Consider the following 25,627-nt stretch of genomic DNA (forward strand, 5'->3'; position numbering starts at 1 on the left):
TTATTGCGCCACCGCGTCGAGCAGTCGGAGTTTGGAGATCAGGCCGATCTGCTGGATCGCCTCGGCGATCTCCTCGGCCTCGTCGTTGGCGAGGCGGGCCTGCATGGCGGCCAGGATCGCGGTCTTGTCGTTCAGCCGCACGGCGATGATGAACGGAAAGCCGAAGCGCGTGGCGTAGGCGGCGTTGAGCTCGTGGAATCGCGCGAACTCGTCCGAGGTCAGCTTGTCGAGCCCGGCGCTGGCCTGTTCGGCGTTGCTCTCGGCGGTCAGCTGCTTGGCGATGGCGGCCTTGCCGGCCAACTCCGGGTGGGCGCGGATCAGGGCGAGCTTGTCGGTGATGGTCGCGGCGTCCAACACGGCCATCATCGCGCCGTGCAGAGCTTCGACGCTGGCGAAGGGCCGCTCGTCGAACGCGCGCTCGACCACCCAGGGGGAGAGCTCGAAAGCAAAGCCCAGGGCGGTGGTGAAGCCGGTCTGGTTCATGCTGTTCAGCCGAGCCAGGGTCAGGGGCGGCGCGCCGCTCATGCCTTCACCTCATAGGGATGGGCCGCGATCCAGTGGCGAGCGATGTCGATGCGCTTGGCCACCCAGACGCGGTCGCGACGGGTGATGTGCTCCAGGAACCGCCGCAGGGCGCCGATGCGGCCGGGCTTGCCGACCACGCGGCAGTGCAGTCCGACGCTCATCATCTTCGGCGCGGTCTCGCCTTCCAGATAGAGGGCGTCGAAGGCGTCGCGGAGATAGGTGAAGAACTGCTCGCCGGTGTTGAAGCCCTGGGCGGCCGTGAAGCGCATGTCGTTGGCTTCCAGCGTGTAGGGCACGATCAGTTGGGCGCGGCCGTGCTGATCGTCCCAATAGGGCAGATCGTCGGCATAGCTGTCGGCGTCGTAGACGAAGCCGCCTTCCTCGGCGACCAACCGCGCGGTGTTGGGGCTGGTGCGGCCCTGGTACCAGCCCAGCGGGCGCTCGCCCGTCAGCCGCGTCTGGATATCGATGGCCTGCTGGATGTGCTCCAGCTCTTGCTCGGGCGTGAAGTGCTGATAGTCGATCCAGCGATAGCCGTGGCTGGCGATCTCCCAGCCGGATGTCATCATCGCCTCCACGGCGTCCGGGTGGCGCTCCATGGCCTGGGCGACGCCGAATACCGTCAGGGGCAGATCGAATTCCTCGAACAGTCGCCGGATGCGCCAGAAGCCGGCGCGCGAGCCGTATTCGTAGAGGCTCTCCATCGACATGTTTCGCATGCCCTCGATGGGCTGCGCGCCGACCATCTCGGACAGGAAGAACTCGCTGACCGGGTCGCCATGCAGGATGGAACGCTCCGCGCCTTCCTCGTAGTTCAGCACGAACTGCACGGCCACGCGGGCGCCGTTGGGCCAGTTGGCTTGGGGCGGGTGCTCGCCATAGCCGATCATGTCTCTCGGATAGCTCATGCGAAGACCTTCGCCGCCGCGTCGACGCCCGCGCCGGCCGGAGCCTTGAAGCCTTCCCAGCGCAGCACCGCCTCCAGCGCCGCGAGCGTCTGCAACACCGCATGCTTGCGGGCGTTCACGCCCATGGTCCCGATGCGCCAGATCTTGCCGGTCAGAGGACCAAAGGCCGAGCCGATCTCGATTTCGAAGTCTGTGCGCATCCGGGCCTTGACCCGGTCGTAGTCGACGCCGTTCGGGACCCAAATGCCCGTGACATTGGTCATCTTGTGGGCCTGGTCGCCATATAGGCTGAGGCCCATCGCCGCGAGGCCGGCGGCCATGGCCGCGCCGGCCTGAGCGTGGCGCGCGATGCGGGGGCCTAGGCCTTCCTCCAGCACCAGCCGGGCGCATTCGCGGGCGGCGAACAGCATCGGCGCGCATTCGGTGTGGTGGTTCAGGCGCCTGTCGGACCAGTAGTCCATGATCATCGCCAGGTCGAAATAGTTGGAGGCGATGCGGCGGCCATTGCCGGTCACGGCGCTTGCCCCAGCCAGACCCTTCTCGACGTGACGTCGCGAGAAGATGTGCTCGGCGGCCTGGTCGCTGATGGTGATAGGGGCCGAACCCGATGGACCGGCCAGGCACTTCTGCAGGCCGGCCGTGACGATGTCCGCGCCCCAGGAGTCGACCGGAACGTCCATGCCCGACAGGGTGGCGGTGGCGTCGACATACATCAGCGCCCCATGCGCGCGGCAGATCGCGCCGATCTCGGCCAGGGGCTGGGCCATGGTGGTCGAGGTGTCGCCATGCACGCAGGCGACCAGGCGCGGCTTGACCCGTTTGACAGCATCCTCGACCGCCTGCGGATCGACCACGGTTCCCCATTCGCCTTCGACGAAGGTGACCTTGGCGTCGCAGCGCTCGGCGATCTCGGCCAGCAGCAGGCCAAAGCGACCGGCATTGACCACCACGACGTCGTCGCCTGGCGAAAGCGTCGAGACCAGAGCCGCCTCGATGCCCGCGCGCGAGGTGCCGTCGATGACGAAGGTCCAATGGTTCGTGGTCTGGAACACGCCGCGATACAGCGCCATGACCTCGTTCATATAGCCGGTGAATTCGGGGTCGAACTGGCCCAGCAGCTGCACCGACATGGCCCGCAGCACGCGCGGGTGCACGTTGATCGGGCCAGGCCCCATCAGCAGGCGGGCGGGGTGGTCGAGTTCTTTGAAAATACCGTTGGCGTCTTGGGTCATGCGCGTTCGCGTCGTTCTAGCTTGTCAATGAAATGGAGCATGGCCCGGGCCGCCAAGGCGCAGTCGGCCTCGGTGACGGCCTCGGCCGGGTTGTGGCTGATCCCGCCCTCGCAGCGGATGAACAGCATGGCGACCGGGCACAGGTTGGTCATCACCATGGCGTCGTGACCCGCGCCCGAGGGGAGGCGACGGGCGGGCAGGGACAGGTCGGCGAGCGCCTCGTCGAGCAGGCTCATCAGCGACGGATCGCACGGGCTTTCGGCCAGGGCCTGCATCAGGGTGACGCTCGCCGAAAGGCCGCGCTTGGCGGCGATGGCATGGATCTCGGCGCCGATGGTGATCACCGCCTCGTCGCGGGTCGCGGAGGTCTCGGCGCGGATATCCATCGAGAACTCGATCGCGCCGGGGATGACGTTGAACGCGCCGGGCAGGGCGGTCATGCGGCCGACCGTGCCGACCAGGCCATCGGTCCCGGCGCGGCAGATCCGCTCCAGGGCCAGGATCGCCTCGGCGGCGGCCGGACCGGGATCCTTGCGCAGGTTCATCGGCGTGGTGCCGGCGTGACCCGCGGTCCCCTCGATGCGGACCATGAGCCGCTTCTGAGCGGCGATGGCGGTGACGACGCCCAGGGCCAGACCTTCGGCTTCCAGCACCGGACCCTGTTCGATATGGGCCTCGAGGAAGGCCAGCACCTGATCGGGCTTGCGCGCCGCGCTGGCGATAGCGTCCGGATCGCCGCCGAACGCCTTCAGCGCCTGCGCCACCGACACGCCCTCGGCGTCCTTCATGTCCAGCGCCGAGGCGTCCAGCGTGCCGGCGATCGCCCGGCTGCAGCTCATCGAGGCGGGGAAGCGCGAGCCTTCCTCGTCGCCGAAGGCCGTGACCTCGATCGCGAACGGCAGGCGGCGGCCGGCGCGGTTCAGGGCCTCGACCACGTCGATGCCCAGCATGATCCCCAGCGGGCCGTCATAGCGGCCGCCGTTGCGGACGCTGTCGATGTGCGATCCGATCATCAGGGCCTTCGCGCCGGGGCGCTCGCCCTCGTAGCGGCCGATCAGATTGGCGGCGGCGTCGCGGCGCACGCTCATGCCGGCGTCCAGCATCCAGCCGCTCACAGCGGTCAGGGCGGCCTCGTGCGCCGGGGTCAGGAACCGTCGCGTCAGCTGGCCCTCGGCCTCGCTGTAGGGCGGCGCGCCCAGCAGGTCGCAACGCGCCTTGGCTCTCGCGCCAATCTCGATTGCTTCCGCCACGCCCGATTCGACCCCGCTCTTCTCGCCGTCGAGACGCCAGCGATAGCAGGAGAGACCCTCGAAGCCCCGTTCCGCAACCGTCCCGGCGTGCTCATCACGCGCGGGCGCCTCCACACGCGCCATCCATCGAGCGGCGGCGCCTGTTGCTAAGTCATAAACGACTTACTTAGTGACGGCGAGAGCGGCTATTCCGTCTGGGCCACGAACTTGCCCGCCGCGCGCACCGAGCCCGTGGGGGCGCCGCTGGGAGAGCCGCCTAGAGGTTCGTCGGTGACGGCCAGTGTGGCGGTGTAGTGGCCGGCGCCGGTTAGGATAGCCGGTACGGCGATGCGGGCGGACGCGTCCCGCGGGATAACGCCCAGCGAGATGGGCTTCTGGCCGTCGGGGATGATCCACAGTTCTGCGTCGCGGCTAGCCGGCATCTTCATCGAGACAGGCGTCAGGATCAGCTTGCCGGCGGCGTGGTCGAGGGTCGCGACCAGGGCGGGCTGCCTGGTGGTTGGATCGGCGATCAGCGCCACTTCGGCGGCGGGCGGCGGCTTGGCCGGAGCGACGGCCGGCGGCGGGACCGGGCGCGGCGTCGCGACCAGGGCGACGACGCTGGCCGCGGCGAGCGCGAGCGCGCCGGCGGATGCGCCCTGCCACAGGCGGACATTGCTCCAGGCCGAGGGCTTCTGAGTCGCGGCGGCGCCGACCAGGTTGGCGATGCGCGGCCAGACCGTAGCCGGCGGCTCGACGGGCGGGATGCGTTCGGCCAAATGCGCGAGGCGGCCTTCCCACCATTCGACGGCGCGCGCGAAGGCCGGTTCGGCGGCGATCCGGCGTTGAGCGTCCGCGCGCTCGTCGGCGTCGAGGACACCCAGGGCGTATTCGCCAGCCAGGGGGCGGTCTTCACCTTCGGGAGGCAGGGTGTCGGTCATGATTCTAGGCACGCGCGCAGGCTGATCAGGCTGCGCCGGATCCAGCTCTTCATGGTGCCCAGCGGCATGCCCAGCATCTTGGCCAGCGCCTCATAGGTGACGCCCTCGAAGAAGGCGGTACGCACCGCGCTGGCGTGCCTGGCATCCAGCTGGTTCAGGCAGCCTTCGAGGCGGCGGCGGTCATCCTCGTCCTCGACCAGCGTCGAGGCCAGCGGCGCGCCGTCGGGCAGGGCTTCGGCTTCCTCGACGCCGGCGATCACGCGGCCGCCTCGGGCGCGAATGCGGTCGATCGAGCGGTTGCGGGCCAGGCTGACCAGCCAGGTGATCGGGCTGGCGCGCTCGGGATCGAACCGGTCGGCCTTGTTCCAGACGGTGAGATACACATCCTGAAGCACGTCTTCCGCCTCCTCGCGGTCGTTCAAGATACGGAGGCAGACGCCAAACAGTTTCGCGGAGGTGTGGCGATAGACGTATTTCAGCGCGTCGGGGTCGCGGTTGGCCACCCGTGCGATGGCGCGCGACAGCAAGGCCCGGCTGGTGTCGGCGTTCATCAAACGTCCCCGCGCGGTCCCAAGAGGCAGGACGCTCGCATGGTCAACTCCGTCTGACAACGGGACTATTTCCCCATCCAGCGCATCACCGCGTAGCCAGCCGAGGCGGCGGCGGTCGTGACCAGGGTCCCCCAAGCCATGTCGACCAGCGTGATGGTGGTCGACCAAGTCTTCAGCGTCGCCTGGTTGGTGAGGTCATAGGTGGCATAGGCGACGAGACCGAAGACGACGGCGTGGATCAGCAGGCGTCGCCAGCCGCCCTCGCGCAAGGCCGGCTGGATGGCCAGCACCACAATGGCGGCGATGTACAGAAAGTAGAAGACGACGGCCGGCCCCAGCGACGGCTTGTCGGCCAGCAGTTCGCCGATGCGGGGCTTGTAGAGGCGCGGCGTGGCCAGGGTCAGCCAGAACCCGTCGAGGATGAGCATGGTCAGGGCGGTGGTCGCGTAGCCGGCGGCGATGCGGATCATCGGGCGGTCTCCTGAACGGGACGCATGCGGTAGTGGCTGACGCCCCATTCCTCGCCGCCGCGATGGCCGAACAGGCCGGCCGTGGCCAGGAAGAACAGTCGCCAGCGCCGCCGCCAGACGGCGGCGTCCTTGCCGTAGACCTCGGCCAGCACTGGATCGAGCTTGGCGCGGTTGGCGTCCATGTTGGCCAGCCACTGACGGGCCGTGCGGGCGTAGTGATCGCCGCTCCAGCGCCAGTCGGCCTCGACGGTGAACAGGTCGGGGAACTGCCGCGCCAGGTCGTGACTGGGCATCACCCCGCCGGCGAAGAAGTACTGGGCGATCCAGTCGGCGGAGTCGTTGGTGTCGAACCGGTAGGGCGTCGAACGATGGGTGAAGACGTGCAGGAACAGCAAGCCATCCGGCTTGAGCCAGCCGCGCACCCGCGCCAGCAAGGCGCGCCAGTTGGACATGTGCTCGAACATCTCGACCGAGACCACGCGGTCGAAGCGGCGGTCCGTGCTGAAGTCGTTCATGTCGGCGGTGACGACGGTGAGGTTGGCGAGCCCGCGTTCGGCCGCGCGGCCCTCGATGAAGGCCCGCTGCGAGGCGGAGTTGGAGACGCTGACGATCCGCGAGTTCGGATAGCGCTGAGCCATCCACAGCGACAGCGAGCCCCAGCCGCAGCCCAGCTCCAGCACGTCCTGGCCGTCGTGCAGGTCGGCGTGGGCGGCGGTCTCGCGCAGCGCCTCGGCCTCGGCGTGCTCCAGCTTGGTCGCGCCGGGCGGATAGAGGCCGCTGGAATATTTCAGGTTCGGACCCAGCACGGTCTCGAAGAAGACGGCGGGCAGTTCGTAGTGCTGGGCGTTGGCGTCCTCGGTGTGGGTGGCGATCGGATGGTGGTCCATGTCGCGGGCGAAGAGGGCGGTGGCGTCGGCCGGGGCGTAGGACAGCCGGCGGCGCACGTCGCCCACCAGCATGTCTATCGCGGTGCGCGACACCAGGTCAGGCATCGGCGCGTCCTCGAAAGCGTGGATCGCCGCCTTCATCAAGCTCATGGGCCGTCCTCTTGCCTGTTTCGGGGATAGTTACGCGCGGAGCGGCGGATCGGATGCGTCCGTTTGTCGCGATGACCCGTAGCTGTTCCCGAGGCGTCGCTCCGACGCTGTTGGGAGACCGCCTTGGCCACCGTCGCACCTCGTCTGTCCGTCGCCGTGATCGGCGCCGGGATCTCGGGACTATCCGCCGCCTGGCTTTTGTCGCGCGGCCACGACGTGACGCTGTACGAGGCCGATGACCGGCTCGGCGGTCACGCCCACACCGTGCGCGTGGACGGGACGGCGATCGACACCGGCTTCATCGTCTACAACGAGCCGAACTATCCGAACCTGACGGCGCTGTTCCAGCATCTGGGTGTGGAGACGGCGGCGACCGACATGTCGTTCGGCGTATCTCTGGACAACGGAGCGCTGGAATATTCCAGCACCAACATCCTGGCCCAGAAGAGGAACGCCCTGAACCCGCGCTTCCTGAAAATGCTGCTGGACGTCATGCGGTTCTATCGCGAGGGCCGACGCATTCCGCCGGATCTGGAGAGCGGCGGCCTGTGCCGGCTCGACGAATATCTGCGCCAGCAGGGTTTCGGGCGTGCGTTCCAAGAAGACCACCTGCTACCCCAGGCGGCCGCGATCTGGTCGACCTCGATGAGCGATATCCGCGAGTTTCCGGCCGCCGCCCTGCTGCGGTTCTTCGACAATCACGGCCTGATGCTGCCGGTCGACAAGCGGCCGATCTGGCGCACCGTGGCCGGCGGCAGCGCCCGCTATGTGGAGAAACTGGCCGCCGGGATTTCGGGCGACATCCTCACGGGGAGGCCCGTGAGGGCGATCCATCGTCAGGCGGACCGGGTTTCGATCGAGGATGCGGCCGGTCAGACCCGGATCTACGACCAGGTGGTCATCGCCTCCCACGCCGACCAGGCGCTGCGGATGCTGGCCGCGCCGACGGCCGAGGAGCGCGAACTTCTGGGCGCCTTCCGCTATAGTCGCAACCGGGCGGTGCTTCACACCGACGTCGCCCAGATGCCGCGCCGCCGCGCCGCCTGGGCCAGCTGGAACCATGTCGGCCGACGTGGCGAGGACGGCGGGGTGACCTACTGGATGAACCGCCTGCAGCCGATCGGCGAGGCGCCGGTGTTCCTGTCGCTGAATCCGGACGAGACGCCGGGCGGGCTGTTGCACGATCAGGTCTATGAGCATCCGTTGTTCGACAGCCCGGCCATGCTGGCCCAGCGTCGGCTGTGGTCGCTGCAAGGCCGCCGCCGGACCTGGTTCTGCGGCGCCTATTTCGGCTCGGGCTTCCACGAGGACGGCCTGCAGGCGGGCCTCGCCGTCGCCGAGCAGCTGGGCGGCGTGGATCGTCCGTGGCGGACCGCGAACCCGTCGGGGCGCATCTTCCTTGAGTCGCCGGCGGTCGAGGTTGAGCCGGAGCTGGTTGCATGACCGTCCGCTCGGCGCTGTACAGCGGCCATGTCGTCCACGAGCGCATGCGGCCCAAGCGCCATCGGCTGAACTACCGAGTGTTCATGCTGCTGCTGGATCTCGACGAGATCGACGTGCTGGACCGGTCGCTGAAGCGGTTTTCGCGCGGGCGCTGGAACCTGATCGGCTTCCATGATCGTGACCACCTTGACGAGTCCGAGACGTTGCTGAAGGACACCGTCCTGGCCAAGCTGGCGGCGCGGGGCCTGGCGCCGGAGGGCGCGCGGATCAGCGTGCTGGCCATGCCGCGCATCCTGGGCAAGGGCTTCAATCCGCTGAGCGTGTTCTTTTGCCACGACGCGGAGGGGAAGCCGGTCGCCACGGTCCACGCCGTGCGCAACACCTTCGGCCAGCGCCACGACTATGTGCTGCCGGTGCGCCGGACCGTCGGCGGCTGGATCGAGCAGGACGCGGGCAAGGCGTTCTACGTCTCGCCCTTCCTGCCGATGGACCTGCGCTACGGCTTCGAGATCGCGCCGCCCGGCGACAGCGTCCACATCGGCGTCGACGTGCTGGACGAGGAGGGCCTGGTGCTGGCCGCGACCTTTTCGGGCGAACGGCGAGACCTCACCGACGCCGCGATCTGGACGGCGCTCGCCAGCCATCCCTGGCAGGTGGCCGGAATCCTGGCGGCGATCCATTGGGAAGCGCTGAAGCTCGTTCTGAAAGGCTTCAGGATCTTCCCGCGGGATCGCGCCACCCGGGGCCTCAGGCGGCCGGCTTCGCCGCCTCCGCCCACGCGTCCAGATCCTTCAGCGCGCGCAGGCTCATCAGCCGCTTCTTTGCACGGCCGCGCTCCTTGAGCGGGATCTTCTTGCCGTCCTCGTCTACCTTCGGGGCTTCGAGCGGCGGCAGCAGGCCGTAGTTGATGTTCATCGGCTGGAAGCTGCCGGGGCCAGTGCCGGCCTCCAGGTGGCCGCCGGTGATGTGCTCGACCAGAGCACCCAGCGCGGTGGTCGGCGGCGGAGCGTCGATCGGCGCGCCCTTTCGGTCGGCGGCGGCGAAGCGGCCGGTCAGCAGGCCCATGGCGGCGCTCTCGACATAGCCCTCCACGCCCGTGACCTGGCCGGCGAAGCGCAGGCGCGGCTGGACCTTCAGGCGCAGCGACCTGTCCAGCAGCTTGGGCGAATTGATGAAGGTGTTGCGGTGCAGGCCGCCCAAGCGGGCGAACTGGGCGTTCTCCAGACCCGGGATCATCCGGAATGTCTCGGCCTGGACGCCGTGCTTCAGCTTGGTCTGGAAGCCGACCATGTTCCACAAGGTCCCCAGGGCGTTGTCCTGGCGTAGCTGGACGATGGCGTACGACTTGACCGTCGGGTCGCGCGGATTGGTCAGGCCGACGGGCTTCATCGGACCGTGGCGCAGGGTCTCGCGGCCGCGCTCGGCCATCACCTCGATCGGCAGGCAGCCGTCGAAATAGGGGACGTTCTCCCACTCCTTGAACTCGGACTTCGGACCCGCCAGCAGGGCGTCGATGAAGGCCTCGTACTGCTCCTTGTTCATGGGCAGGTTGATGTAGGCGGTCGCGTCGCCGCCCGGGCCCTCCTTGTCGTAACGAGACTGGCGCCAGGCGACGTCCATGTTGATGGACTCGAAGTGGATGATCGGCGCGATGGCGTCGAAGAAGCTCAGCTGGCCTTCGCCCGATAGTTCCAGGATAGCCTCGGCCAGAGCCTGCGAAGTCAGCGGGCCGGTGGCGACGATGACGTTGTCCCACTCTTCGGGCGGCAGGCCGGCGATCTCTTCACGGACGATGGTGACGAGCGGGTGGGCCTCCAGGCGGCGGGTGACCTCGGCCGAGAAATTGTCGCGGTCGACGGCCAGGGCGCCGCCGGCCGGCACCTGATGCTGATCGGCGCAGGACATGATCAGGCTGTCCAGCTTGCGCATCTCGGCGTGCAGCAGGCCCACGGCGTTGAACTGCCAGTCGTCCGAGCGGAACGAGTTGGAGCAGACCATCTCGGCCAGGCCGTCGGTGTTGTGGGCGTCCGTGATGACTTTGCCGGTCGCGTCGTCCTTGCGCATCTCGTGCAGGATGACGGGCACGCCGCTCTGGGCGATCTGCCAGGCGGCTTCGGAGCCGGCGAGGCCGCCGCCGATGACGTGGACGGGCTGATGAGGAGAATTCGTGGTCATGGGCGGGCCTATACCCCCGGCTGTCGCTCGGCGAAACCTGCTGGTAGAGCCTGTCCGTTTCTGATGGAAACATCAGAGGCGGATAAATAGGCTCTATCTCAAGCATTTAGAGCGTGGCAGGCGCCGAAACCGCTCACACTTTCGGCTGCCACGCTCTAGGGTCGCGTGACTGGGCGGGGCCCTTCGCGCCTGGCGAGCATGGGTGGGAACATGGCGAGCTTTTCCGTGGGCGAGGCCGCGACGGCCGGCTTTGGTGTGATCGGGCGCAAGCCCCTGGCGGTGCTGGCCTGGGGGCTGGCCATGGCCGTGGCGCTGGCCGCGCCGCTCTACCTGCTGACCTGGTTGATGGCGCCTGACCTGGCCAGGATGATGGCGATGGGCGCACGGGGCGGCGAGCCCAGCGATCCCCAGTTCTTCGCTCAGGTCATGCGGATCCAGTCCAGCATGATGCTGTTCCAACTGCTGATCTGGCTGTGGTCGACAGCGGTGCGGGCGGTGTTCTGCTCGGCGGTGTTCCGCGTGGTGCTGGAGCCGAAGGAGTCGCGCTGGGCCTATCTGCGCCTGGGTCCGCAGGAGGGATGGCTGACTCTGCTGTTCCTGGTCGAATACGTGCTGGCCTACATCGCGTGTTTCATCATCGTGCTGCTGGGCATCATCGTGGTGGCGATCGTTTCGGTCGGCGCCGGCGGACAGGCGACGCCGACCACGGTCGGAACCGCCATCGTCGTCGGCCTGGCGGCGCTGGTCCTGATCCTGTGGGTGGCGATCAAGCTCTCGATGGCCGCGCCCATGACCTTCGCCCATCGGCAGTTCCGACTGTTCGAGTCGTGGAACTTCACGCGGGGCCATGTCGGGAAGCTGGTGGGCGTGGGTCTGCTGCTGGTGGTCTTCCTGATCGGCATCGAGGTGTTGTTCGGCGCCCTGGCGCTCGGCGGAGTGTTCGCGCTGGGCGGCTCGATGAGCTGGCTGTTCCAGCCGGGCGCGCTCCAGGACCTGGTGCGCGAACCGCCGATGGAGATCGTCCGCAAACTGGGACCGGCCATCACCGTCGTGGGCACGCTGATGATCGTCTTCTCGACGATCGTCACCACGGTGTTCTGCGCGCCATGGGCCGTGGCCTACAAAGGCCTGCGCGAGGAGGCCGAGGCGCTGGCGTAGCGGCGGCGCTACGGCTCCCGGAAATCCGCTCACGGCCGCGCGACGCCATCGCCAGAACCGTGACGAGGCCATAGATTGCGCGGATAACGGCGACTCGCCGCGCGAGAGGGACTTGATCGGATGACGGACGGATCGGCGGCGATCGGCGCGACCTTGCGCGCGGGCCTTTCCGATGTGACCAGCGCCGTGCGCGACTGCTGGGCGGCCCTGGCCGTCGCCGCGGTGGTCAGCGTCGCGGCCGATGTCCTGCCGCCGGGCCTGAAGATCATCGGCGCGCTTTTGCCCATTGTCATCGCCCAGGGCGCGCTGTTCCGGCGCGCGTTCGGTCGCGAGAGGGGGCTGAAGGGTCTGCGCTGGGGTCGTGACGAGTGGCGACTGCTGGCCGCCGAGCTGATGGCCCTGGCCCTGCTGTGCCTGATCGGCGCGATCCTGATGATCATCGTCGGCGGCGTCGCCATGGGCGTGGCCCGCACCGCCGCGCCGAATTTCGACCCCGGTACGATCGCCGGTTGGAAGGGCGCGTTCGCCAGCGCGGGTCCTGCCGGCTTCATCCTCATCGTGGCCCCGCTGGGCAGCCTGGCCATCCTGATCTGGCTGAGCCTGCGCCTGTCGCTGGCGGCGCCGGCCACGGTCGAGCAGTCGGGCGTGCGGGTGTTGAGCGCCTTTCCGCTGACCAAGGGCCGCGTGCCGATGCTGTTCGTCGTCGGTCTGGTAATCGCCATCCCGCTTTTCGCGCTCAGCGCTCTGCTGACCCTCGCGCCTGGCCAGGGACTGATCGTGGCGGCGATCCTGGCGGCGGGTTCCTATTTCTACGCCATGCCGGCCTGGGCCGGTTCGCTGGCCCATTTCTACCGCGCGAGCGCGGTCACGCAGGACGCCTAGATGTCTGTTCGCCCCGTCGACGCCGCGCTTGAAGGCCTCCAGACCATGCGGCGTAAGCCGTTGGCGGTGTTGGCCTGGGCGATCTTCTCGCTGGTCATGCTGCCGATCCTGGGGCTGTTCGCCAAGATCGTGCTGGGCGAGGAAGGCCGGGCGGCCCTGGCCGGGCGCGCCGGCTCGGCCGACCCGCGCGAGATCCTCGACCTGATCACCCACCTGGGCGGCGTGATGGTGATCCTGATCGCCGTGGCCCTGTTCCTGGCTTCGGTGCTGCAAGCGGCGATCATCCGCTCGGTGGTCGACCCCCGGAACGACCGCTTCGCCTATCTGCGGCTGGGCAAGGAAGAGCTGCAGTTGCTGGTCGTCTCGCTGATCACCTGGGCCGCGGCCCTGGGCGTCACGGTGATCCCGTCCGGCGCCGTGGTGCTGGGCGCTTCGCTGCTGTCGGGCGCGGCGGCGGGTTGGTTCGCCACCCTGGGCGCCCTGGCGGTGATCGGCCTGTCCCTCTGGGTGGCCGTGCGTCTGTCCCTGCTGGGGCCGCACGCCTTCTCGCATCATCACATCGACATCCGCGAGGCCTGGGTCCAGACCCACGGCCAGTTCCTCCGCCTGCTGGGCATGTACGTCCTGGCCATCGTCCTGTCGGCCTTGGTCTCGATCATCGGCGCGACGATCTCCAGCATCATCGGCAATGTCGTCGGCGGCGGTGTCGATCCGCTGAGCGGCGGCGACGTAGTGGCCAGTCACCCGCGCCTCATCCTGGTGCTGCTGGCCAACCTGCTGCTGGCGCCGGTCTTCCTGACCCTGCAGACCGTGATCCTGGTCGCCGCGCCGGCCAGGGCCTTCGCTCAACTGAACCAGGACGAGATCGACGCGGGCCTGCACGACTAGAGCATTTTTCGACCCAATTGGATCGGTGAAATGCTCCAGTTTTTGTTTTGACGCATTTTCTGACGACGAGCCGGTGCTCACTTCGTCGGAAAGCTCTTTAGCTCGCGCATGCTCGGCGTCCGCCGCGGCGTCGCAAGCCCAGGCGAATAAAGCCGTCTCCGCCCTGTCGAACCGGCGCGAACCTGTTTAGCCTTGGGGCCGTCCATTCCTCGATGAGCACGACATGTCCAAGTTCTCCGCCTCCGATGTGGCCTTCTCCGGTTTCCGGCTCGTGCGGGAGAATCTGAAGACCGTCGCCGTCTGGACGCTCGGCATGACGGTGCTGTCGCTGATCTCCAATGTGCTGGCGATCCGCTTCTTCGGCGTGCAGATGCAGGCCTTCGCGGACTACCTGGCCGACACAAGCACGCCGGACCCGGAAACCTTCGCCCGCCACCTGTCGAGTCTGGCGCCGCTGACGTTGTGGTCGCTGCCTTACAGCCTGATCCTGAACGGGGTGGTCTTCGCGGCCTTGAACCGTCTGGTGCTGCGTCACAACGACAGCGGGATGGCCTATGTTCGTCTGGGCGCACAGGAACTGCGCCAGGGCGCCGTGTGGCTGCTGCTGAGCCTGGTTATTATGGGTGTGATGTTCTTCGGCTCGCTGCTGGCCGGCTTCCTCGGCGCGATGGGCGGGCCAACGGGCGCGTTCCTGGGCCTGCTGACCTTCGTCGGCGCGTTCTGCGCCATGATCTATCTGGCCGTGCGCCTGTCGTTCGCCTCGTCGGTCACCTTCGACACCGGCAAGATCACCTTGTTCCGATCGTTGCCGGAGACCAAGGGGCTCTTCTGGCCGCTGCTGGGCGCCTATCTGCTGGCGGCGGTGATGAGCGTCATCGTGGTGCTGCTGATCTGGACGATCGTCTCGGCCGTCGGCCTGATCGCCTCGGGCGACCTGGCCGCCACCGGCAAGATGCTGCGCGCCGACACGACCTCTCTGAAGGCCTACTTTACCCCGGCCGGCATCGTCCAGACGCTGTTCGCGGGCCTGATCACCGTCCTGACGACCCTGATCGTCTTCGGCCCCGCGCCGAGCATCTACCGCGAACTCAAGGACCGCCGGGCCGGCGCCGACACCAACGGCGGCTGGTAAGACAAAGACCCCGGAGATCACTCTCCGGGGCCTTCGTCTTTCTTGGGCATAGGCTCTATCCGAAAACCGGTCCCCACTTTTCGGGCCGCTGCGCCCCTTACGCCCGCTTGGCCTTTTTCAGTTCCGCCACCCGCGCCTTGCGGCGGTCCTCGTGGCGATCCAGCAGTTCCTTGAGGTAGCGGCCGGTCCAGCTCGCCTCGACCTTGGCCACGTCCTGGGGCGAACCGGTAGCGACGATCTCGCCGCCGCCGTCGCCGCCTTCGGGACCGAAGTCGATCAGCCAGTCGGCGGTCTTCACCACGTCCAGGTTATGCTCGATGACGACCACGGTGTTGCCTTGGTCGGCCAGCTCGTGCAGCACCTCGAGCAGCTTCTTGGTGTCCTCGAAGTGCAGGCCGGTGGTCGGCTCGTCGAGGATGTACAGCGTCCGGCCGGTGGCCCGGCGCGACAGCTCCTTGGACAGCTTCACGCGCTGGGCCTCGCCGCCCGACAGGGTCGTGGCCTGCTGGCCGACCTTGATGTAGCTGAGGCCCACGCGCTTGAGGGTCTCCATCTTGTCGCGGATCGGCGGCACGGCCTTGAAGAAGTCAGCGGCCTCCTCGACGGTCATGTCGAGGACGTCGGCGATCGTCTTGCCCTTGAACAGCACGTCCAGGGTCTCGCGGTTGTAGCGCTTGCCCTTGCAGATATCGCAGGTGACGTAGACGTCGGGCAGGAAGTGCATCTCGATCTTGATGACGCCGTCGCCCTGGCAGGCCTCGCAGCGGCCGCCCTTGACGTTGAACGAGAAACGGCCCGGGCCGTAGCCGCGCGCCTTGCTCTCGGGCAGGCCGGCGAACCAGTCGCGGATCGGACCGAAGGCGCCGGTATAGGTCGCCGGGTTCGAGCGCGGGGTGCGGCCGATCGGCGATTGGTCGATGTCGATGACCTTGTCGAACTGCTCCAGGCCCTCGATCCGCTCGTGCGGGGCGGGGGCGTCGCTGGCGTTGTTCAGGCGGCGCGCGGCGGCCTTGTACAGGGTCTCGATCGTGAAGGTCGACTTGCCGCCCCCCGACACGCCGGTGATGCAGGTGAAGGTCCCCACGGGGATCTCGGCCGTGACGTTCTTCAGATTGTTGCCGGTGGCGCCGATGACCTTCAGCACCTTCTTCTTGTTGATCGGCCGGCGCTGTTCGGGGACCTCGATCTCGCGCGCGCCGGTCAGGTACTGGCCGGTGATGCTCTTGGGGTTGGCCATGATGTCGGCCGGCTTGCCCTCGGCGATGATTTCGCCGCCGTGGACGCCGGCGGCCGGACCCATGTCGATCACGTAGTCGGCGGTGAGGATGGCCTCCTCGTCGTGCTCGACGACCAGCACCGAATTGCCGAGGTCCCGCAGGCCCTGCAGCGAGGTCAGCAGACGGGTGTTGTCTCGCTGGTGCAGGCCGATCGACGGCTCGTCCAGCACGTACAGCACGCCGGTCAGGCCCGAGCCGATCTGGCTGGCCAGGCGGATGCGCTGGCTCTCGCCGCCCGACAGGGTGCCCGAGCCGCGCGACAGGTTCAGGTAGTCGAGGCCGACATCGACCAGGAACCGCAGGCGGTCATTGATCTCCTTCAGGATCCGCCGGGCGATCTCCATTTTCTTGTCGGTAAGCTTGCCTTCCAGGCTCGCGAACCAGTCGCGGGCCGGGCGGATGGCCAGCATCGAGACCTCGGCGATGTCCATGGCGTCGATCTTGACGGCCAGGGCTTCGGGCTTCAGGCGCTTGCCGTGGCAGGTCTCGCAGGGGGTGTCTGACTGGTAGCGGCCCAGTTCTTCCCGAACCCACGACGAGTCCGTCTCGCGCCAGCGGCGCTCCAGATTCGGCAGCACGCCTTCGAAGGGCTTCTCGACCTCGTACTTGCGGGCGTTGTCGTCGTAGATGAACTTGATCTTGGTCCCCTTGGACCCGTTCAGCACCACGTCGCGCGCGTCGGGCGACAGCTTGTACCAGGCCTCGTCCATCGAGAAGCCGTAGTGGCGCGCCAGGGCCTGCAGGGTCTGGGTGTAGAGCGGAGAAGGTCCTTTCGCCCACGGCGCCACGGCGCCCTTGTGCAGGCTCTTGTCTTTGTCGGGGATCACCAGGTCGGCGTCGAAGGCCAGCTTCGCGCCCAGGCCGTCGCAGACCGGGCAGGCGCCCGCCGGATTGTTGAACGAGAACAGGCGCGGCTCGATCTCGGCGATCGTGAAGCCGCTGACCGGACAGGCGAAGCGTTCCGAGAACAGGATGCGCCGCGGCTCCTTCTCGCCTTCCTCGATCGTGGCGAACTCGGCGACGGCCAGGCCGTCAGCCAGACGCAGGGCCTGCTCGATGGAGTCGGCCAGGCGCTGCTCCATGTCGGGCTTGGTCACGACGCGGTCCACGACCACGTCGATGTCGTGCTTGAACTTCTTGTCGAGGACCGGGGCGTCCTCGATCGGATAGTATTCGCCGTCGATCTTCAGGCGCTGGAAGCCGGCCTTCTGCCACTCGGCGATCTCTTTCCGGTATTCGCCCTTGCGGTCGCGGACGACGGGGGCCAGCAGGTAGAGACGCGTGCCTTCGGGCAGGGCGGTGATCTTGTCGACCATCTGGCTGATGGTCTGGCTCTCGATCGGCAGGCCGGTGGCGGGCGAGTAGGGGACCCCGACCCGCGCCCACAACAGGCGCATGTAGTCGTGGATCTCGGTCACCGTGCCGACGGTCGAGCGCGGGTTGCGACTGGTGGTCTTCTGCTCGATCGAGATCGCCGGCGACAGGCCCTCGATCAGGTCGACGTCGGGCTTGCTCATCAGCTCCAGGAACTGACGGGCATAGGCCGACAGGCTTTCCACATAGCGGCGCTGGCCCTCGGCATAGATCGTGTCGAAGGCCAGGGACGACTTGCCCGAGCCCGACAAGCCGGTCAGCACGACCAGTTCGCCGCGCGGGATGTCGACGCTGACGTTCTTCAGATTGTGCTCACGGGCGCCGCGAACGCGGATGAAGTTCAGTTGCTCAGCCATGTTTTCCGGAACGTTGGGCCGCGACATTGGTCGCGGCGCAGCGGCTATATGTAGGGCTCGACGCGCGAATTAACACAAGAACAACATGCGAACAAATGTCGCGCACGCGAGGGCGCGCTTCTGCTGACAGCGGATGTCAGCAGGCCGACTCTTTGATGGCGCTGATTCAACACGCCACCGCCTCGAAAACGGCGCCAGCGGCGCGCGTGCTGCTGCTCAGCTTAACCAGAGGTGGTGAATGAGTCGGAGGCTGGGAGGGCGACGCTGGATCGCCGTGTCGGGCGGTGTCCTGATCAACGGCCTGATCATGGCCGCCCTGGTGTTGGTCGAGGAGCCGGCGCCGGTCGTCGAAGAGCAACCGGTATTCGTCGTGAATCTGGAACGGTTCGAGCGGCAGAGGCCGCGATACTGGCCAGTAGGCGCGCGGGCGGTGTCGGCCTCGTCGGCGGCTCCCGCGCGGGCGGCCGCGCCATCCGCCGTTCCCGACGGAGCATCAGCGCAACCCACCGGACCGCCCGCCGTCGCGTCGCCCGCGATCGAGCACACCTGGACGGTCGATCCGAAGGCGGTCGAGCAATGGCGCCTGACCGAGGGCAATCCGGACTATGGCTGGGGCCGTTACCACCGTGCGTGCGGGGGGCTCGGCAACGAGCACATGACCCCGGAGGAGAAGGAGCGCTGTTATGGCGGCGCGCTCAAGCCGCCCAGCGCGTTCATCGGTCCGATCGACGGGCGTAAGGTCTGGCGGCCGGAGCCGAAGTTCGAGAACAATCAGACCCGCCGCCAGGAACGCTGCCGCACCTATCGAGGCATCCGGACCCAGCCCGGTGCGGACCCGCCGCCCATGCCGTCGTTGCGCGAGGGCGGATGCTTCTGAGCGGCGCCGTTGGGAATCCCTCAACCCTGTTTGGAAGCGGGTTCTTCAGTCCACGCATGATTTAACGCCCAGGCTCGGGCTGAAGCTCGACCCTACAAAGGAACGAGCCATGGCCAAGAAAGAGGCCGGAAGCACTAAGCAGGATGCCAAGCAGGAGGCGTTCGACGCGCTGAAGGCGCCGAAGCCGCGCTCGATCATCATCGACATGATGGTCTTCTGCGGCGGGATCGGCTCGCTCATCTGGGTGCTGCGCGAGATGGCGCCCACCTAGAGATCCCCGCTCACGCTTGCCGCCCAGGGCGCGGCCGCGTAGAAACTCCGCTCCCAATCGATGGAGGTTCCCATGATCAGCAAGACGGAAGACCGCTTCGTCCTTCCCGTTTCCCTGACCGTGGGTTCGCATGTCCTTCGTCACCCTGGATGCCGTTTCCGCCGCCACGCCTGACGGCCGGCGCCTCTTCGAAAATCTGAATCTCGCGCTCGGGGCCGAGCGTATTGGCCTCGTGGGGCGCAACGGCGTGGGCAAGTCCAGCCTGCTCGCCTTGATCGACGGATCGCGTATGCCGTTGGCCGGGACGGTCACGCGGGCGGGAACCGTCGCGACTCTTGATCAGACGCCAGATGTCTCGCCGGGCGCGCGGCTGGCCGACTTGCTGGGCGTCGGCGCGGCCTGGGACCGCCTGGCGCGTATCGAGCGCGGGGAGGGCGACGAGGTCGACCTGTCCGACGCCGACTGGGACCTGCCGGCGCGGGTGGATCAGGCCCTGGCCGATGTCGGCCTGACCGGCTTCGACCCCGAGCGACCGGCGGCGGCGCTGTCGGGCGGTCAGGCGACGCGCGCCGGGCTGGCGCGGCTGTTGATCGCCAGGCCCGACGTTCTCTTGCTGGATGAGCCGACCAACAATCTGGACGCCGAGGCGCGGGGGATCGTCGGCAAGGTGCTGGCCCGCTGGCGCGGCGGGGCGGTGGTGGTCAGCCACGACCGAAGCCTGCTGCGCGGCATGGACCGGATCGTCGAGCTCTCGTCGCTGGGGGCGCGATCCTATGGTGGCGGCTGGGACCTCTATGCCGAACGCAAGGCCGCCGAGGCCGACGCCGCCCAGCGCGACCTCGACCATGCCGAGAAGGAGGTCCGCCGCGTCGCCCGCGACGCTCAGATCGCCCGCGAGCGCAAGGAGCGCCGCGACGCCGCCGGCCGTAAGTTCGCCGACCGGGGCGGGACGCCGAAGATCGTCCTGGGCATGATGGCCGAGCGGGCCGAGATGAGCGGCGCGCGCGAGGGTAAGCTCGCCGACAAGCTGGCGGCCGAGGCGGCCCAGGCCAAGGTCTCGGCCGAGGCCCGGGTCGAGCGCGTCCGGACTCTCGGCTTCGACCTGCCGTCGTCGGGCCTGCCGGAAGGACGCGGCGTGCTGGCCTTCGAGGCCGTAACCTTCGCCTGGCCGGACGTTCCGCCGGTGATCGAGGGCCTGTCGTTCCGCATCGCCGGACCCGAGCGGGTGGCGATCTCCGGACCGAACGGGTCGGGCAAGACGACCCTGCTGCGCCTGGCCACCGGCGCCTTGGCGGCCACGGCGGGTGAGGTGAAGCTGTCCGTCCCGTTCGCCCTGCTCGATCAGCGCGCGGCGCTGCTGGCCGACGACGAGACCATTCTGGAGAACTTCCGCCGCCTGAACCCAGCCGCGAGCCAGAACGACGCCCATGCGGCGCTGGCGCGGTTCCTGTTCCGCAACACCGCCGCCCACCAGATCGCGGGGACCTTGAGCGGCGGCGAGCGCCTGCGGGCGGCCCTGGCCTGCGTGTTGAGCGCCGCGGCGCCGCCGCAGCTGCTGATCCTGGACGAGCCGACCAACCACCTGGACCTGGCCTCGATCGAGGCCGTCGAGGCGGCGTTGTCGGGCTATGACGGGGCGCTGCTGGTGGTCAGCCATGATGCCGATTTCCTGGATGCGATCGGCGTCGAGAGGACGGTAAGCTTGGGCGGCAAGCCATGACCAGCGATCTCGAAGCCTTCATCCTGGACCGTCTGCCGCTGGAAGCCGTCCCCGGCGTGCCGGAGATCCGCCTGCATCGCGCCGGACCCCGCAGCGGGCTGATGCGTCTGGCCGAGGCCGATCGGGACTTCGGCTCGCCCTACTGGGCGCGGCCGTGGGGCGGCGGCCTGGCTCTGGCCCGGCACGTCCTCGACCATCCGGAGATCGTCGCGTGCAAGCGCGTGCTGGACCTCGGCGCGGGCTCGGGCCTGGTGGCCATCGCCGCCGCCCTGGCGGGTGCTGGCGCGGTGAGGGCGGTCGACGTCGATCCCTACGCCGCGACCGCCACGCGGCTGAACGCCGCCGCAAACGGCGTGGCGGTCGAGGTCACGCGGTCCGACATCACCGGCGGCGATCCGCCGGAGGTCGACCTGATGCTGGTGGGAGACCTGTTCTACGACCCTGACCTGGCCGAACGGGTCGAGCGATTCCTGCGGCGCTGCCTGGCGGCGGGGATCGTGGTGCTGATCGGCGACCCGTTCAGGGCCTTTCTGCCCGTCGACCGGTTGCGAGTCGTGGCCGAGTATCCGGTCGCCGACTATGGCGATCCGGACGGCGCGGGACGCGCGGCGGCGGTGTTCGAGTTGTTCTAGGCCTTGCGGTTCAGGGTGATCGCCGCGCCGTGCTGCGGGCGGTCGGTGACCATGCCGCCAGCGCCGTAGGTGGCGGCCGGGGCGGCGCGCTGGCTGGCGATCTCCTGGGCCACCGCATGAACCAGGCCCTCGGTCACGGTCTTGGCGGCGTTCACGGCGCGCGCCTGGCGGGCCAGCACGGCGTCGAAGGCTTCGGTGGCGCGGATCAGGCGCTGGCGCAGCTCGGGGCGGGCGTTTTCGAGCAGGGCGGGGTTGTGGCGCACCCGCATCGATTCGTGCCGGTAGACATTGGCCAGCTTGGCCGTCTCTTCGACATGCTGGGCCGCCTCGTGCGGGCGGTGGCTTTCGAAGGCCGAGGCCTCCCGAGCGATGAGGTCGGTCAGGCGTTCGGTCAGCAGGGTCAGCTGGTGGACGCGATCGTCGGCGTCGACGGCGGCGATGGCCATGGGGTTACTCCTTCAGACCTTGCATCTTCAGCATTTCGCGCTGGATCGTGGACGCCAGACCGATGCCGCCGGCCTTGGTCACTTCCTTGGACATCGCGTCGGTCAGGACCGACTTGAACATTTCCTCGCCGTTGCCGCCGCCGAACGGTTCGGAGGTTTTCACGCCTTCGAACATCTGTTGCATCATCACGGACATGAACGAGGACTCGAAGGTCTTGGCCGTGTCGGCGATCTTAGCGCGCTGCTTGGCTTCCTTGGCCGCGCTGGCGGTGTCCTCGACGACGCCCTGAACGGTGGTCGCGGCGGACTTCACCGCCTGGGCGGCCGTCTTGATCGTGGCGGCGGTCGCGCCGAACGACGGGACATAGGTCGAGATGGTCGAAAGAGCGCTCATCACATCACCTCGATGTCGGCTTGCAGGGCGCCCGCGGCCTTCACGGCCTGCAGGATCGAGATCATGTCGCGGGGCGTGACGCCCAAGGCGTTGAGACCGCCGACCAGGCTCTTGAGCGACGGCGAACCGCCCAGGGTCAGCAGTTGCTTGCCCTTCTCCTCATCGACGCTGACGGTCGACTGCGGCACGACCTTGGTCTGGCCCTGGCTGAATGGCGCCGGCTGGCTGACGGCGGGGTTTTCCTGGACCGAGATGGTCAGGTTGCCCTGGGCGATGGCCACCTTGCTGATGCGGACGTCGTCGCCCATGACGATGACGCCGGCGACTTCGTCGATCACCACCTTGGCCGGGCCGTCAGGCTCGACCATCAGGTTCTCGATGTTGGTCATGAAGCTGATCATGTCCATGCCGGCCGGGGCGCGGGTGGCGATCACGGTGGGGTTCTGGGCCTGGGCGCAGCCGGGGAACTTGGCGTTGATGGCGTCCGCGACGCGGCGTGCGGTGGTGAAGTCCGGATTGCGCAGGGTCAGGCGCATGATGTCCATATTGACCATCTGGAAGCCGGTCTCACGCTCGATGATGCCGCCGCTGGCGATGCGGCCGGCGGTCGGAACGCCCTTGGTGACCGAACTGCCCGAGGCGCCGCCGGCCGAGACCGAGCCGGTCTGTACGGTGCCCTGCGCGACGGCATAGGTCTGGCCGTCCGCGCCTTGCAGGCTGGTGACCAGCAGGGTGCCGCCCAGCAGGCTCTTGGCGTCGCCCAGGGTCGAGACGGTGACGTCGACCTTCGAGCCGGCCGCCGAGAAGGGGGGCAGGGCGGCCGTGACCATGACGGCGGCGGTGTTCTTGGTGTTGAGATTGCCGTCGCGGACGTTGACGCCCTGGCGTTCCAGCATGGCCTCCAGGCTCTGCTTGGTCATCGGCGCGTTGCGCAGGCTGTCGCCGGTGCCGTTCAGGCCGACGACGATGCCGTAGCCGATCAGCTGGTTCTCGCGAACGCCCTCGAACGCGACGATGTCCTTGATCCGCGACTTGGCGAACGCCGGGGCGGCGACCAGCGCCGAGGCGGCGACCAGGGCGGTCAGCAGGAAGCGAAAGAATGAACGCGGCATGGCAATCTCGTCGCGGGGAACCGTCCCCGCGCCGCTCCATGCCAGAAGCGGGCCAGTTTCCTGAGGGGGCTCAAGGCCTTGTCGCTCAAGGGATTCTGGATTTGGCGATGGTCCGACAGGCGCCTCGCGGCAGAATCTGCCCGGCATTAACCATACTTCAAGCGCGCCGATGGATATTGATGGCGCTGCGGGATAAGTGACTCGCGCGCACGAGCTTTTTGGAGCTGTCGGATGAAGGTTTCCAGCACGGGGGGCGTGGGGTCGACTGGCGCGTCGCGGGCCAGGCCGTCCGGCGGGTCGACGGGCTTTTCGCTGCCGTCCGTGAACGCCGCCAGCGGCGCGGCGAGCACCGCCTCGGTGGGCGGTTTGTCCGGCGTCGGCTCGGTCGACGCCCTGCTGGCCCTGCAGGCGATGGGACCGGTCGGCAATCCGCTGGAGCGCCGGCGCCGCGCCGTGCGTCGCGGCGAGCAGATCCTGGATCTGCTGGGCGATGTCCGAATCGGGCTGATCGACGGCGACATCTCGTCCGACACCCTGGATCGCCTGACCCGGGCCATCCGCGAGCAGCGGGAAAATACCGACGATCCCAACCTTGAGGGGATCCTCAACGAGATCGAGACACGCGCCGCCGTCGAGCTGGCCAAGCTTCAGGCGCGTAGCTGACATGGCCAAGGTGGGGAGCTCAAAATCGGCTTTTCCCTGCCACGCTTGCCTTTCTCGCGCGTTTTATATCCGTCGTCGCCGTGTTCACGGCCCTTTTGCGGGAGGCGCGCGACCTGAACGCGCCGCTCACGCGAGGTTCATTGAACCCGGCTCACCTTTTGCTATAAGCACGCAGCCCTTAAGGGCTGAGTTCATTGGGGCGTGAGGCGTTGATGCAAACGGCCACTGTTCTTGTTGAGAAGTCTGGCTATCGTCCTTCCGACGATGAGCCTTTCATGAATGAACGGCAGCTTGAGTATTTCAAGGACAAGCTGCTGGCCTGGAAAGAGGAGATCCTTCGCGAATCTCGCGAAACGGTCGCCCATCTCCAGAAAGAAACCGAGAATCACGCCGATCTCGCTGATCGTGCGTCCTCGGAAACCGACCGGGCTCTCGAGCTCCGTACCCGCGATCGTCAACGGAAGCTGATCTCCAAGATCGACCAGGCCCTGCGCCGCGTCGAGGATGGCTCCTACGGCTATTGCGAGGAGACGGGCGAGCCCATCGGCCTGGCTCGACTGGATGCTCGCCCCACGGCGACCATGAGCGTCGAGGCCCAGGAACGCCACGAGCGCCGCGAACGCGTCCACCGCGACGACTAAGCGCTGCTCGCCAAGGTAACTTGGGGCGACTGATGTGTTTCAAGCGGCCTTGGGTGGGGAGCCCAGGGCCGCTTTTGTTTGGCGCGCGGCGCGGCTTGCCCCTGGCGTCACCACATCGTCTTGGCGGCGCGATCCGGCCATTCGCGGTCGTAGGTCTCGCCTCCGACCTCGCCAGCGGTGACGGCGGCCAGCATGGCGCCGGGCGTGGGCAGGGATTTCGGGTCGACCTGGCTTTCCGGCTTCCAGAGGCCCGAGCGGACGATGGCGCGGGCGCACTGGAAATAGGCTTCCACGACCGTGACCACCATGACCGTGCGCGGCGCCTTGCCGTCGACGGCGAAGCTTTCCAGCAGATCGGGATCGACGCTCAGCGCCGCCCGGCCGTTGACGCGGAAGGTCGTGCCCGAGCCGGGGATCAGGAACAGCAGCGCCACGCGCGGGTCGCGCACGACGTTGCGCAGGCTGTCGATGCGGTTGTTGCCCCGCCGATCTGGCAGGATCAGCGTCCGCGGGTCGGCGATGCGGACGAAGCCGGGCAGGTCGCCGCGCGGGCTGCAGTCCAAGCCCTCGGGCCCGACGGTGGCGAGGGCTGCGAACGGCGAGGCCTGGATCAAGGCCGCATAGTGCGGGGTGATGTGGTCGGTGACCTTGACGGTCGAGGCGGGCGCGGGCTGTGGCTGATACAGAGCCTCGAGCGCCTCAACGGTGGTGATCTCGTGCATCGCGTCCTCCCGTGGCCCTGCTTCTAGGGTCTTGGCGCACGGCGGACAATCTCAGGACTGGCCAGGTCAGGATAGGGCGGCGCGGACGCAGGCCTCGCGCAGGCGCCGAGCCGAGATCGGCTTGTCGACGATGGGGTTGAGGCGACCCTGCAGCTGGTCGGCGTTGCCGGTGACATAGACGACGGGGATCCGGCCCAGCTGGCGCTGGATGGCCTCGACGGCCTCCTCTCCGGTGCCGCCGACGATACGATAGTCGGCGGTGATCAGATCTGGCGGATTGGCCATGGCCAAGGCCAAGGCGTCCGACAAGCTGTCGGCTATATCGAAACTCGTGAAGCCCTGCTCCGCCAGGAGGGCTTCGACCTCGAACGCGACGAGGATTTCATCCTCGATAATCAACACGTGTCGGGCCTTCCCGTGCTCGGTCATTCGCCGCAGCCTTCGTGATCGTCCCTGACGCCAGTCAATGTCGCCACGCGCCGCCGCGCCAGTCGCGTTTTCGTGATCCTCGAAAACGTCCAGGTTGTATTGGCCTGTTCGGCTGCACGATGTGGGAAAGCAGGCTATGGAA

General features: G+C 67.9%; 28 protein-coding genes. 13 read left to right on the forward strand and 15 right to left on the reverse strand.

The window, feature by feature from the left end; translation table 11 throughout:
- The 8 genes from uraD to ACW175_RS05410 form a co-directional block, all read right to left on the reverse strand.
- Nucleotides 1-525 carry a 2-oxo-4-hydroxy-4-carboxy-5-ureidoimidazoline decarboxylase gene (gene uraD / locus ACW175_RS05375; RefSeq protein ID WP_492103594.1) on the reverse strand — a complete coding sequence of 175 codons (525 nt, stop codon included), beginning with the start codon at nt 523-525 and terminating at the stop codon, nt 1-3.
- Nucleotides 522-1,433: an allantoinase PuuE gene (gene puuE, locus ACW175_RS05380; RefSeq protein ID WP_492103595.1), complete on the reverse strand. Its 912-nt coding sequence runs from the start codon at nt 1,431-1,433 to the stop codon at nt 522-524. Before puuE ends, uraD begins: the two co-directional genes overlap by 4 nt.
- Entirely contained in the window at nt 1,430-2,665 is a 1,236-nt protein-coding gene (locus tag ACW175_RS05385; protein WP_492103596.1) for a pyridoxal-phosphate-dependent aminotransferase family protein, read from the reverse strand. The genes puuE and ACW175_RS05385 overlap by 4 nt, the downstream gene beginning before the upstream one ends.
- Complete coding sequence (locus ACW175_RS05390) at nt 2,662-3,915, reverse strand: allantoate amidohydrolase (RefSeq protein WP_492104900.1); 1,254 nt, start codon at nt 3,913-3,915, stop codon at nt 2,662-2,664. The genes ACW175_RS05385 and ACW175_RS05390 overlap by 4 nt, the downstream gene beginning before the upstream one ends.
- 185 nt (nt 3,916-4,100) lie before the next feature.
- Nucleotides 4,101-4,835 carry an anti-sigma factor gene (locus ACW175_RS05395; RefSeq protein ID WP_492103597.1) on the reverse strand — a complete coding sequence of 245 codons (735 nt, stop codon included), beginning with the start codon at nt 4,833-4,835 and terminating at the stop codon, nt 4,101-4,103.
- Nucleotides 4,832-5,386, reverse strand: a complete 555-nt coding sequence (locus ACW175_RS05400) for a sigma-70 family RNA polymerase sigma factor (RefSeq protein WP_492103598.1) — start codon at nt 5,384-5,386, stop codon at nt 4,832-4,834. Before ACW175_RS05400 ends, ACW175_RS05395 begins: the two co-directional genes overlap by 4 nt.
- Before the next feature lie 65 nt (nt 5,387-5,451).
- Entirely contained in the window at nt 5,452-5,856 is a 405-nt protein-coding gene (locus ACW175_RS05405; protein ID WP_492103599.1) for a DUF2177 family protein, read from the reverse strand.
- A complete protein-coding gene (locus ACW175_RS05410) occupies nt 5,853-6,893 on the reverse strand; it encodes an SAM-dependent methyltransferase (RefSeq protein ID WP_492103600.1) in 1,041 nt (346 codons plus the stop codon). The genes ACW175_RS05405 and ACW175_RS05410 overlap by 4 nt, the downstream gene beginning before the upstream one ends.
- Nucleotides 6,894-7,016: 123 nt before the next feature.
- On the opposite strand from ACW175_RS05410, the gene ACW175_RS05415 reads away from it, so the two are divergent.
- Both ACW175_RS05415 and ACW175_RS05420 read left to right on the forward strand, forming a co-directional pair.
- Nucleotides 7,017-8,336 (forward strand): NAD(P)/FAD-dependent oxidoreductase, encoded by a 1,320-nt coding sequence (locus ACW175_RS05415; protein ID WP_492103601.1) that lies wholly within the window; start codon nt 7,017-7,019, stop codon nt 8,334-8,336.
- The gene (locus tag ACW175_RS05420) at nt 8,333-9,178 is read left to right on the forward strand and encodes a DUF1365 domain-containing protein (RefSeq protein WP_492103602.1); all 846 of its coding nucleotides are present in this window, start codon (nt 8,333-8,335) and stop codon (nt 9,176-9,178) included. Before ACW175_RS05415 ends, ACW175_RS05420 begins: the two co-directional genes overlap by 4 nt.
- Here ACW175_RS05420 and trmFO read toward each other — a convergent pair.
- The gene (trmFO, locus tag ACW175_RS05425; RefSeq protein ID WP_492103603.1) at nt 9,084-10,511 is read right to left on the reverse strand and encodes a methylenetetrahydrofolate--tRNA-(uracil(54)-C(5))-methyltransferase (FADH(2)-oxidizing) TrmFO; all 1,428 of its coding nucleotides are present in this window, start codon (nt 10,509-10,511) and stop codon (nt 9,084-9,086) included. The two genes, ACW175_RS05420 and trmFO, sit on opposite strands and share 95 nt — an antisense overlap.
- Before the next feature lie 210 nt (nt 10,512-10,721).
- Here trmFO and ACW175_RS05430 point away from each other — a divergent pair, with 210 nt between their 5' ends.
- The 4 genes from ACW175_RS05430 to ACW175_RS05445 all read left to right on the forward strand — a co-directional run bounded on the left by ACW175_RS05430 (nt 10,722) and on the right by ACW175_RS05445 (nt 14,571).
- Nucleotides 10,722-11,669, forward strand: a complete 948-nt coding sequence (locus ACW175_RS05430) for a hypothetical protein (protein ID WP_492103604.1) — start codon at nt 10,722-10,724, stop codon at nt 11,667-11,669.
- A gap of 120 nt (nt 11,670-11,789) precedes the next feature.
- Nucleotides 11,790-12,551: a hypothetical protein gene (locus ACW175_RS05435; protein ID WP_492103605.1), complete on the forward strand. Its 762-nt coding sequence runs from the start codon at nt 11,790-11,792 to the stop codon at nt 12,549-12,551.
- Nucleotides 12,552-13,439, forward strand: coding sequence for a hypothetical protein (locus ACW175_RS05440; RefSeq protein WP_492103606.1), 888 nt, complete (start codon nt 12,552-12,554; stop codon nt 13,437-13,439).
- Between the two features lie 223 nt (nt 13,440-13,662).
- On the forward strand, nt 13,663-14,571 hold the full coding sequence (locus ACW175_RS05445) for a hypothetical protein (RefSeq protein ID WP_492103607.1): 909 nt from the start codon (nt 13,663-13,665) through the stop codon (nt 14,569-14,571).
- A gap of 97 nt (nt 14,572-14,668) precedes the next feature.
- Here the strand turns inward: ACW175_RS05445 and uvrA are convergent, their stop codons facing one another.
- Nucleotides 14,669-17,578, reverse strand: a complete 2,910-nt coding sequence (gene uvrA / locus ACW175_RS05450) for an excinuclease ABC subunit UvrA (RefSeq protein ID WP_492103608.1) — start codon at nt 17,576-17,578, stop codon at nt 14,669-14,671.
- 238 nt (nt 17,579-17,816) lie between these two features.
- Here uvrA and ACW175_RS05455 point away from each other — a divergent pair, with 238 nt between their 5' ends.
- The 5 genes from ACW175_RS05455 to ACW175_RS05475 all read left to right on the forward strand — a co-directional run bounded on the left by ACW175_RS05455 (nt 17,817) and on the right by ACW175_RS05475 (nt 21,078).
- A complete protein-coding gene (locus ACW175_RS05455; RefSeq protein ID WP_492103609.1) occupies nt 17,817-18,455 on the forward strand; it encodes a hypothetical protein in 639 nt (212 codons plus the stop codon).
- A gap of 109 nt (nt 18,456-18,564) precedes the next feature.
- Complete coding sequence (locus tag ACW175_RS05460; RefSeq protein ID WP_492103610.1) at nt 18,565-18,726, forward strand: hypothetical protein; 162 nt, start codon at nt 18,565-18,567, stop codon at nt 18,724-18,726.
- Between the two features lie 60 nt (nt 18,727-18,786).
- Nucleotides 18,787-18,900, forward strand: a complete 114-nt coding sequence (locus ACW175_RS05465; protein WP_492103611.1) for a hypothetical protein — start codon at nt 18,787-18,789, stop codon at nt 18,898-18,900.
- The gene (locus tag ACW175_RS05470; protein ID WP_492103612.1) at nt 18,857-20,446 is read left to right on the forward strand and encodes an ABC-F family ATP-binding cassette domain-containing protein; all 1,590 of its coding nucleotides are present in this window, start codon (nt 18,857-18,859) and stop codon (nt 20,444-20,446) included. The genes ACW175_RS05465 and ACW175_RS05470 overlap by 44 nt, the downstream gene beginning before the upstream one ends.
- Nucleotides 20,443-21,078 (forward strand): class I SAM-dependent methyltransferase, encoded by a 636-nt coding sequence (locus ACW175_RS05475; protein WP_492103613.1) that lies wholly within the window; start codon nt 20,443-20,445, stop codon nt 21,076-21,078. Before ACW175_RS05470 ends, ACW175_RS05475 begins: the two co-directional genes overlap by 4 nt.
- On the opposite strand, the gene ACW175_RS05480 is transcribed toward ACW175_RS05475, so the two are convergent.
- From ACW175_RS05480 to ACW175_RS05490, 3 genes are read right to left on the reverse strand one after another with little or no spacing between them, the layout of a single operon-like run.
- Nucleotides 21,075-21,524 carry a flagellar basal body protein gene (locus ACW175_RS05480; protein ID WP_492103614.1) on the reverse strand — a complete coding sequence of 150 codons (450 nt, stop codon included), beginning with the start codon at nt 21,522-21,524 and terminating at the stop codon, nt 21,075-21,077. The genes ACW175_RS05475 and ACW175_RS05480 overlap by 4 nt on opposite strands.
- Nucleotides 21,525-21,528: 4 nt before the next feature.
- Entirely contained in the window at nt 21,529-21,918 is a 390-nt protein-coding gene (locus ACW175_RS05485; RefSeq protein WP_492103615.1) for a rod-binding protein, read from the reverse strand.
- The gene (locus tag ACW175_RS05490) at nt 21,918-23,030 is read right to left on the reverse strand and encodes a flagellar basal body P-ring protein FlgI (protein ID WP_492103616.1); all 1,113 of its coding nucleotides are present in this window, start codon (nt 23,028-23,030) and stop codon (nt 21,918-21,920) included. The genes ACW175_RS05485 and ACW175_RS05490 overlap by 1 nt, the downstream gene beginning before the upstream one ends.
- Before the next feature lie 231 nt (nt 23,031-23,261).
- Between ACW175_RS05490 and fliX the strand changes: the two genes are divergently transcribed.
- Both fliX and dksA read left to right on the forward strand, forming a co-directional pair.
- The gene (gene fliX, locus ACW175_RS05495; RefSeq protein WP_492103617.1) at nt 23,262-23,693 is read left to right on the forward strand and encodes a flagellar assembly regulator FliX; all 432 of its coding nucleotides are present in this window, start codon (nt 23,262-23,264) and stop codon (nt 23,691-23,693) included.
- Between the two features lie 212 nt (nt 23,694-23,905).
- On the forward strand, nt 23,906-24,334 hold the full coding sequence (gene dksA / locus ACW175_RS05500; protein ID WP_099576206.1) for an RNA polymerase-binding protein DksA: 429 nt from the start codon (nt 23,906-23,908) through the stop codon (nt 24,332-24,334).
- 107 nt (nt 24,335-24,441) lie between these two features.
- Here the strand turns inward: dksA and ACW175_RS05505 are convergent, their stop codons facing one another.
- Together ACW175_RS05505 and ACW175_RS05510 are read right to left on the reverse strand one after the other, a co-directional pair.
- Nucleotides 24,442-25,056: a pyridoxamine 5'-phosphate oxidase family protein gene (locus tag ACW175_RS05505; RefSeq protein ID WP_492103618.1), complete on the reverse strand. Its 615-nt coding sequence runs from the start codon at nt 25,054-25,056 to the stop codon at nt 24,442-24,444.
- A 66-nt stretch (nt 25,057-25,122) separates the two neighbouring features.
- Nucleotides 25,123-25,485, reverse strand: coding sequence for a response regulator (locus ACW175_RS05510; RefSeq protein WP_492103619.1), 363 nt, complete (start codon nt 25,483-25,485; stop codon nt 25,123-25,125).
- Nucleotides 25,486-25,627 lie beyond the last annotated feature (142 nt).

Source organism: Caulobacter sp. FV1ye6ST (assembly GCF_058681225.1).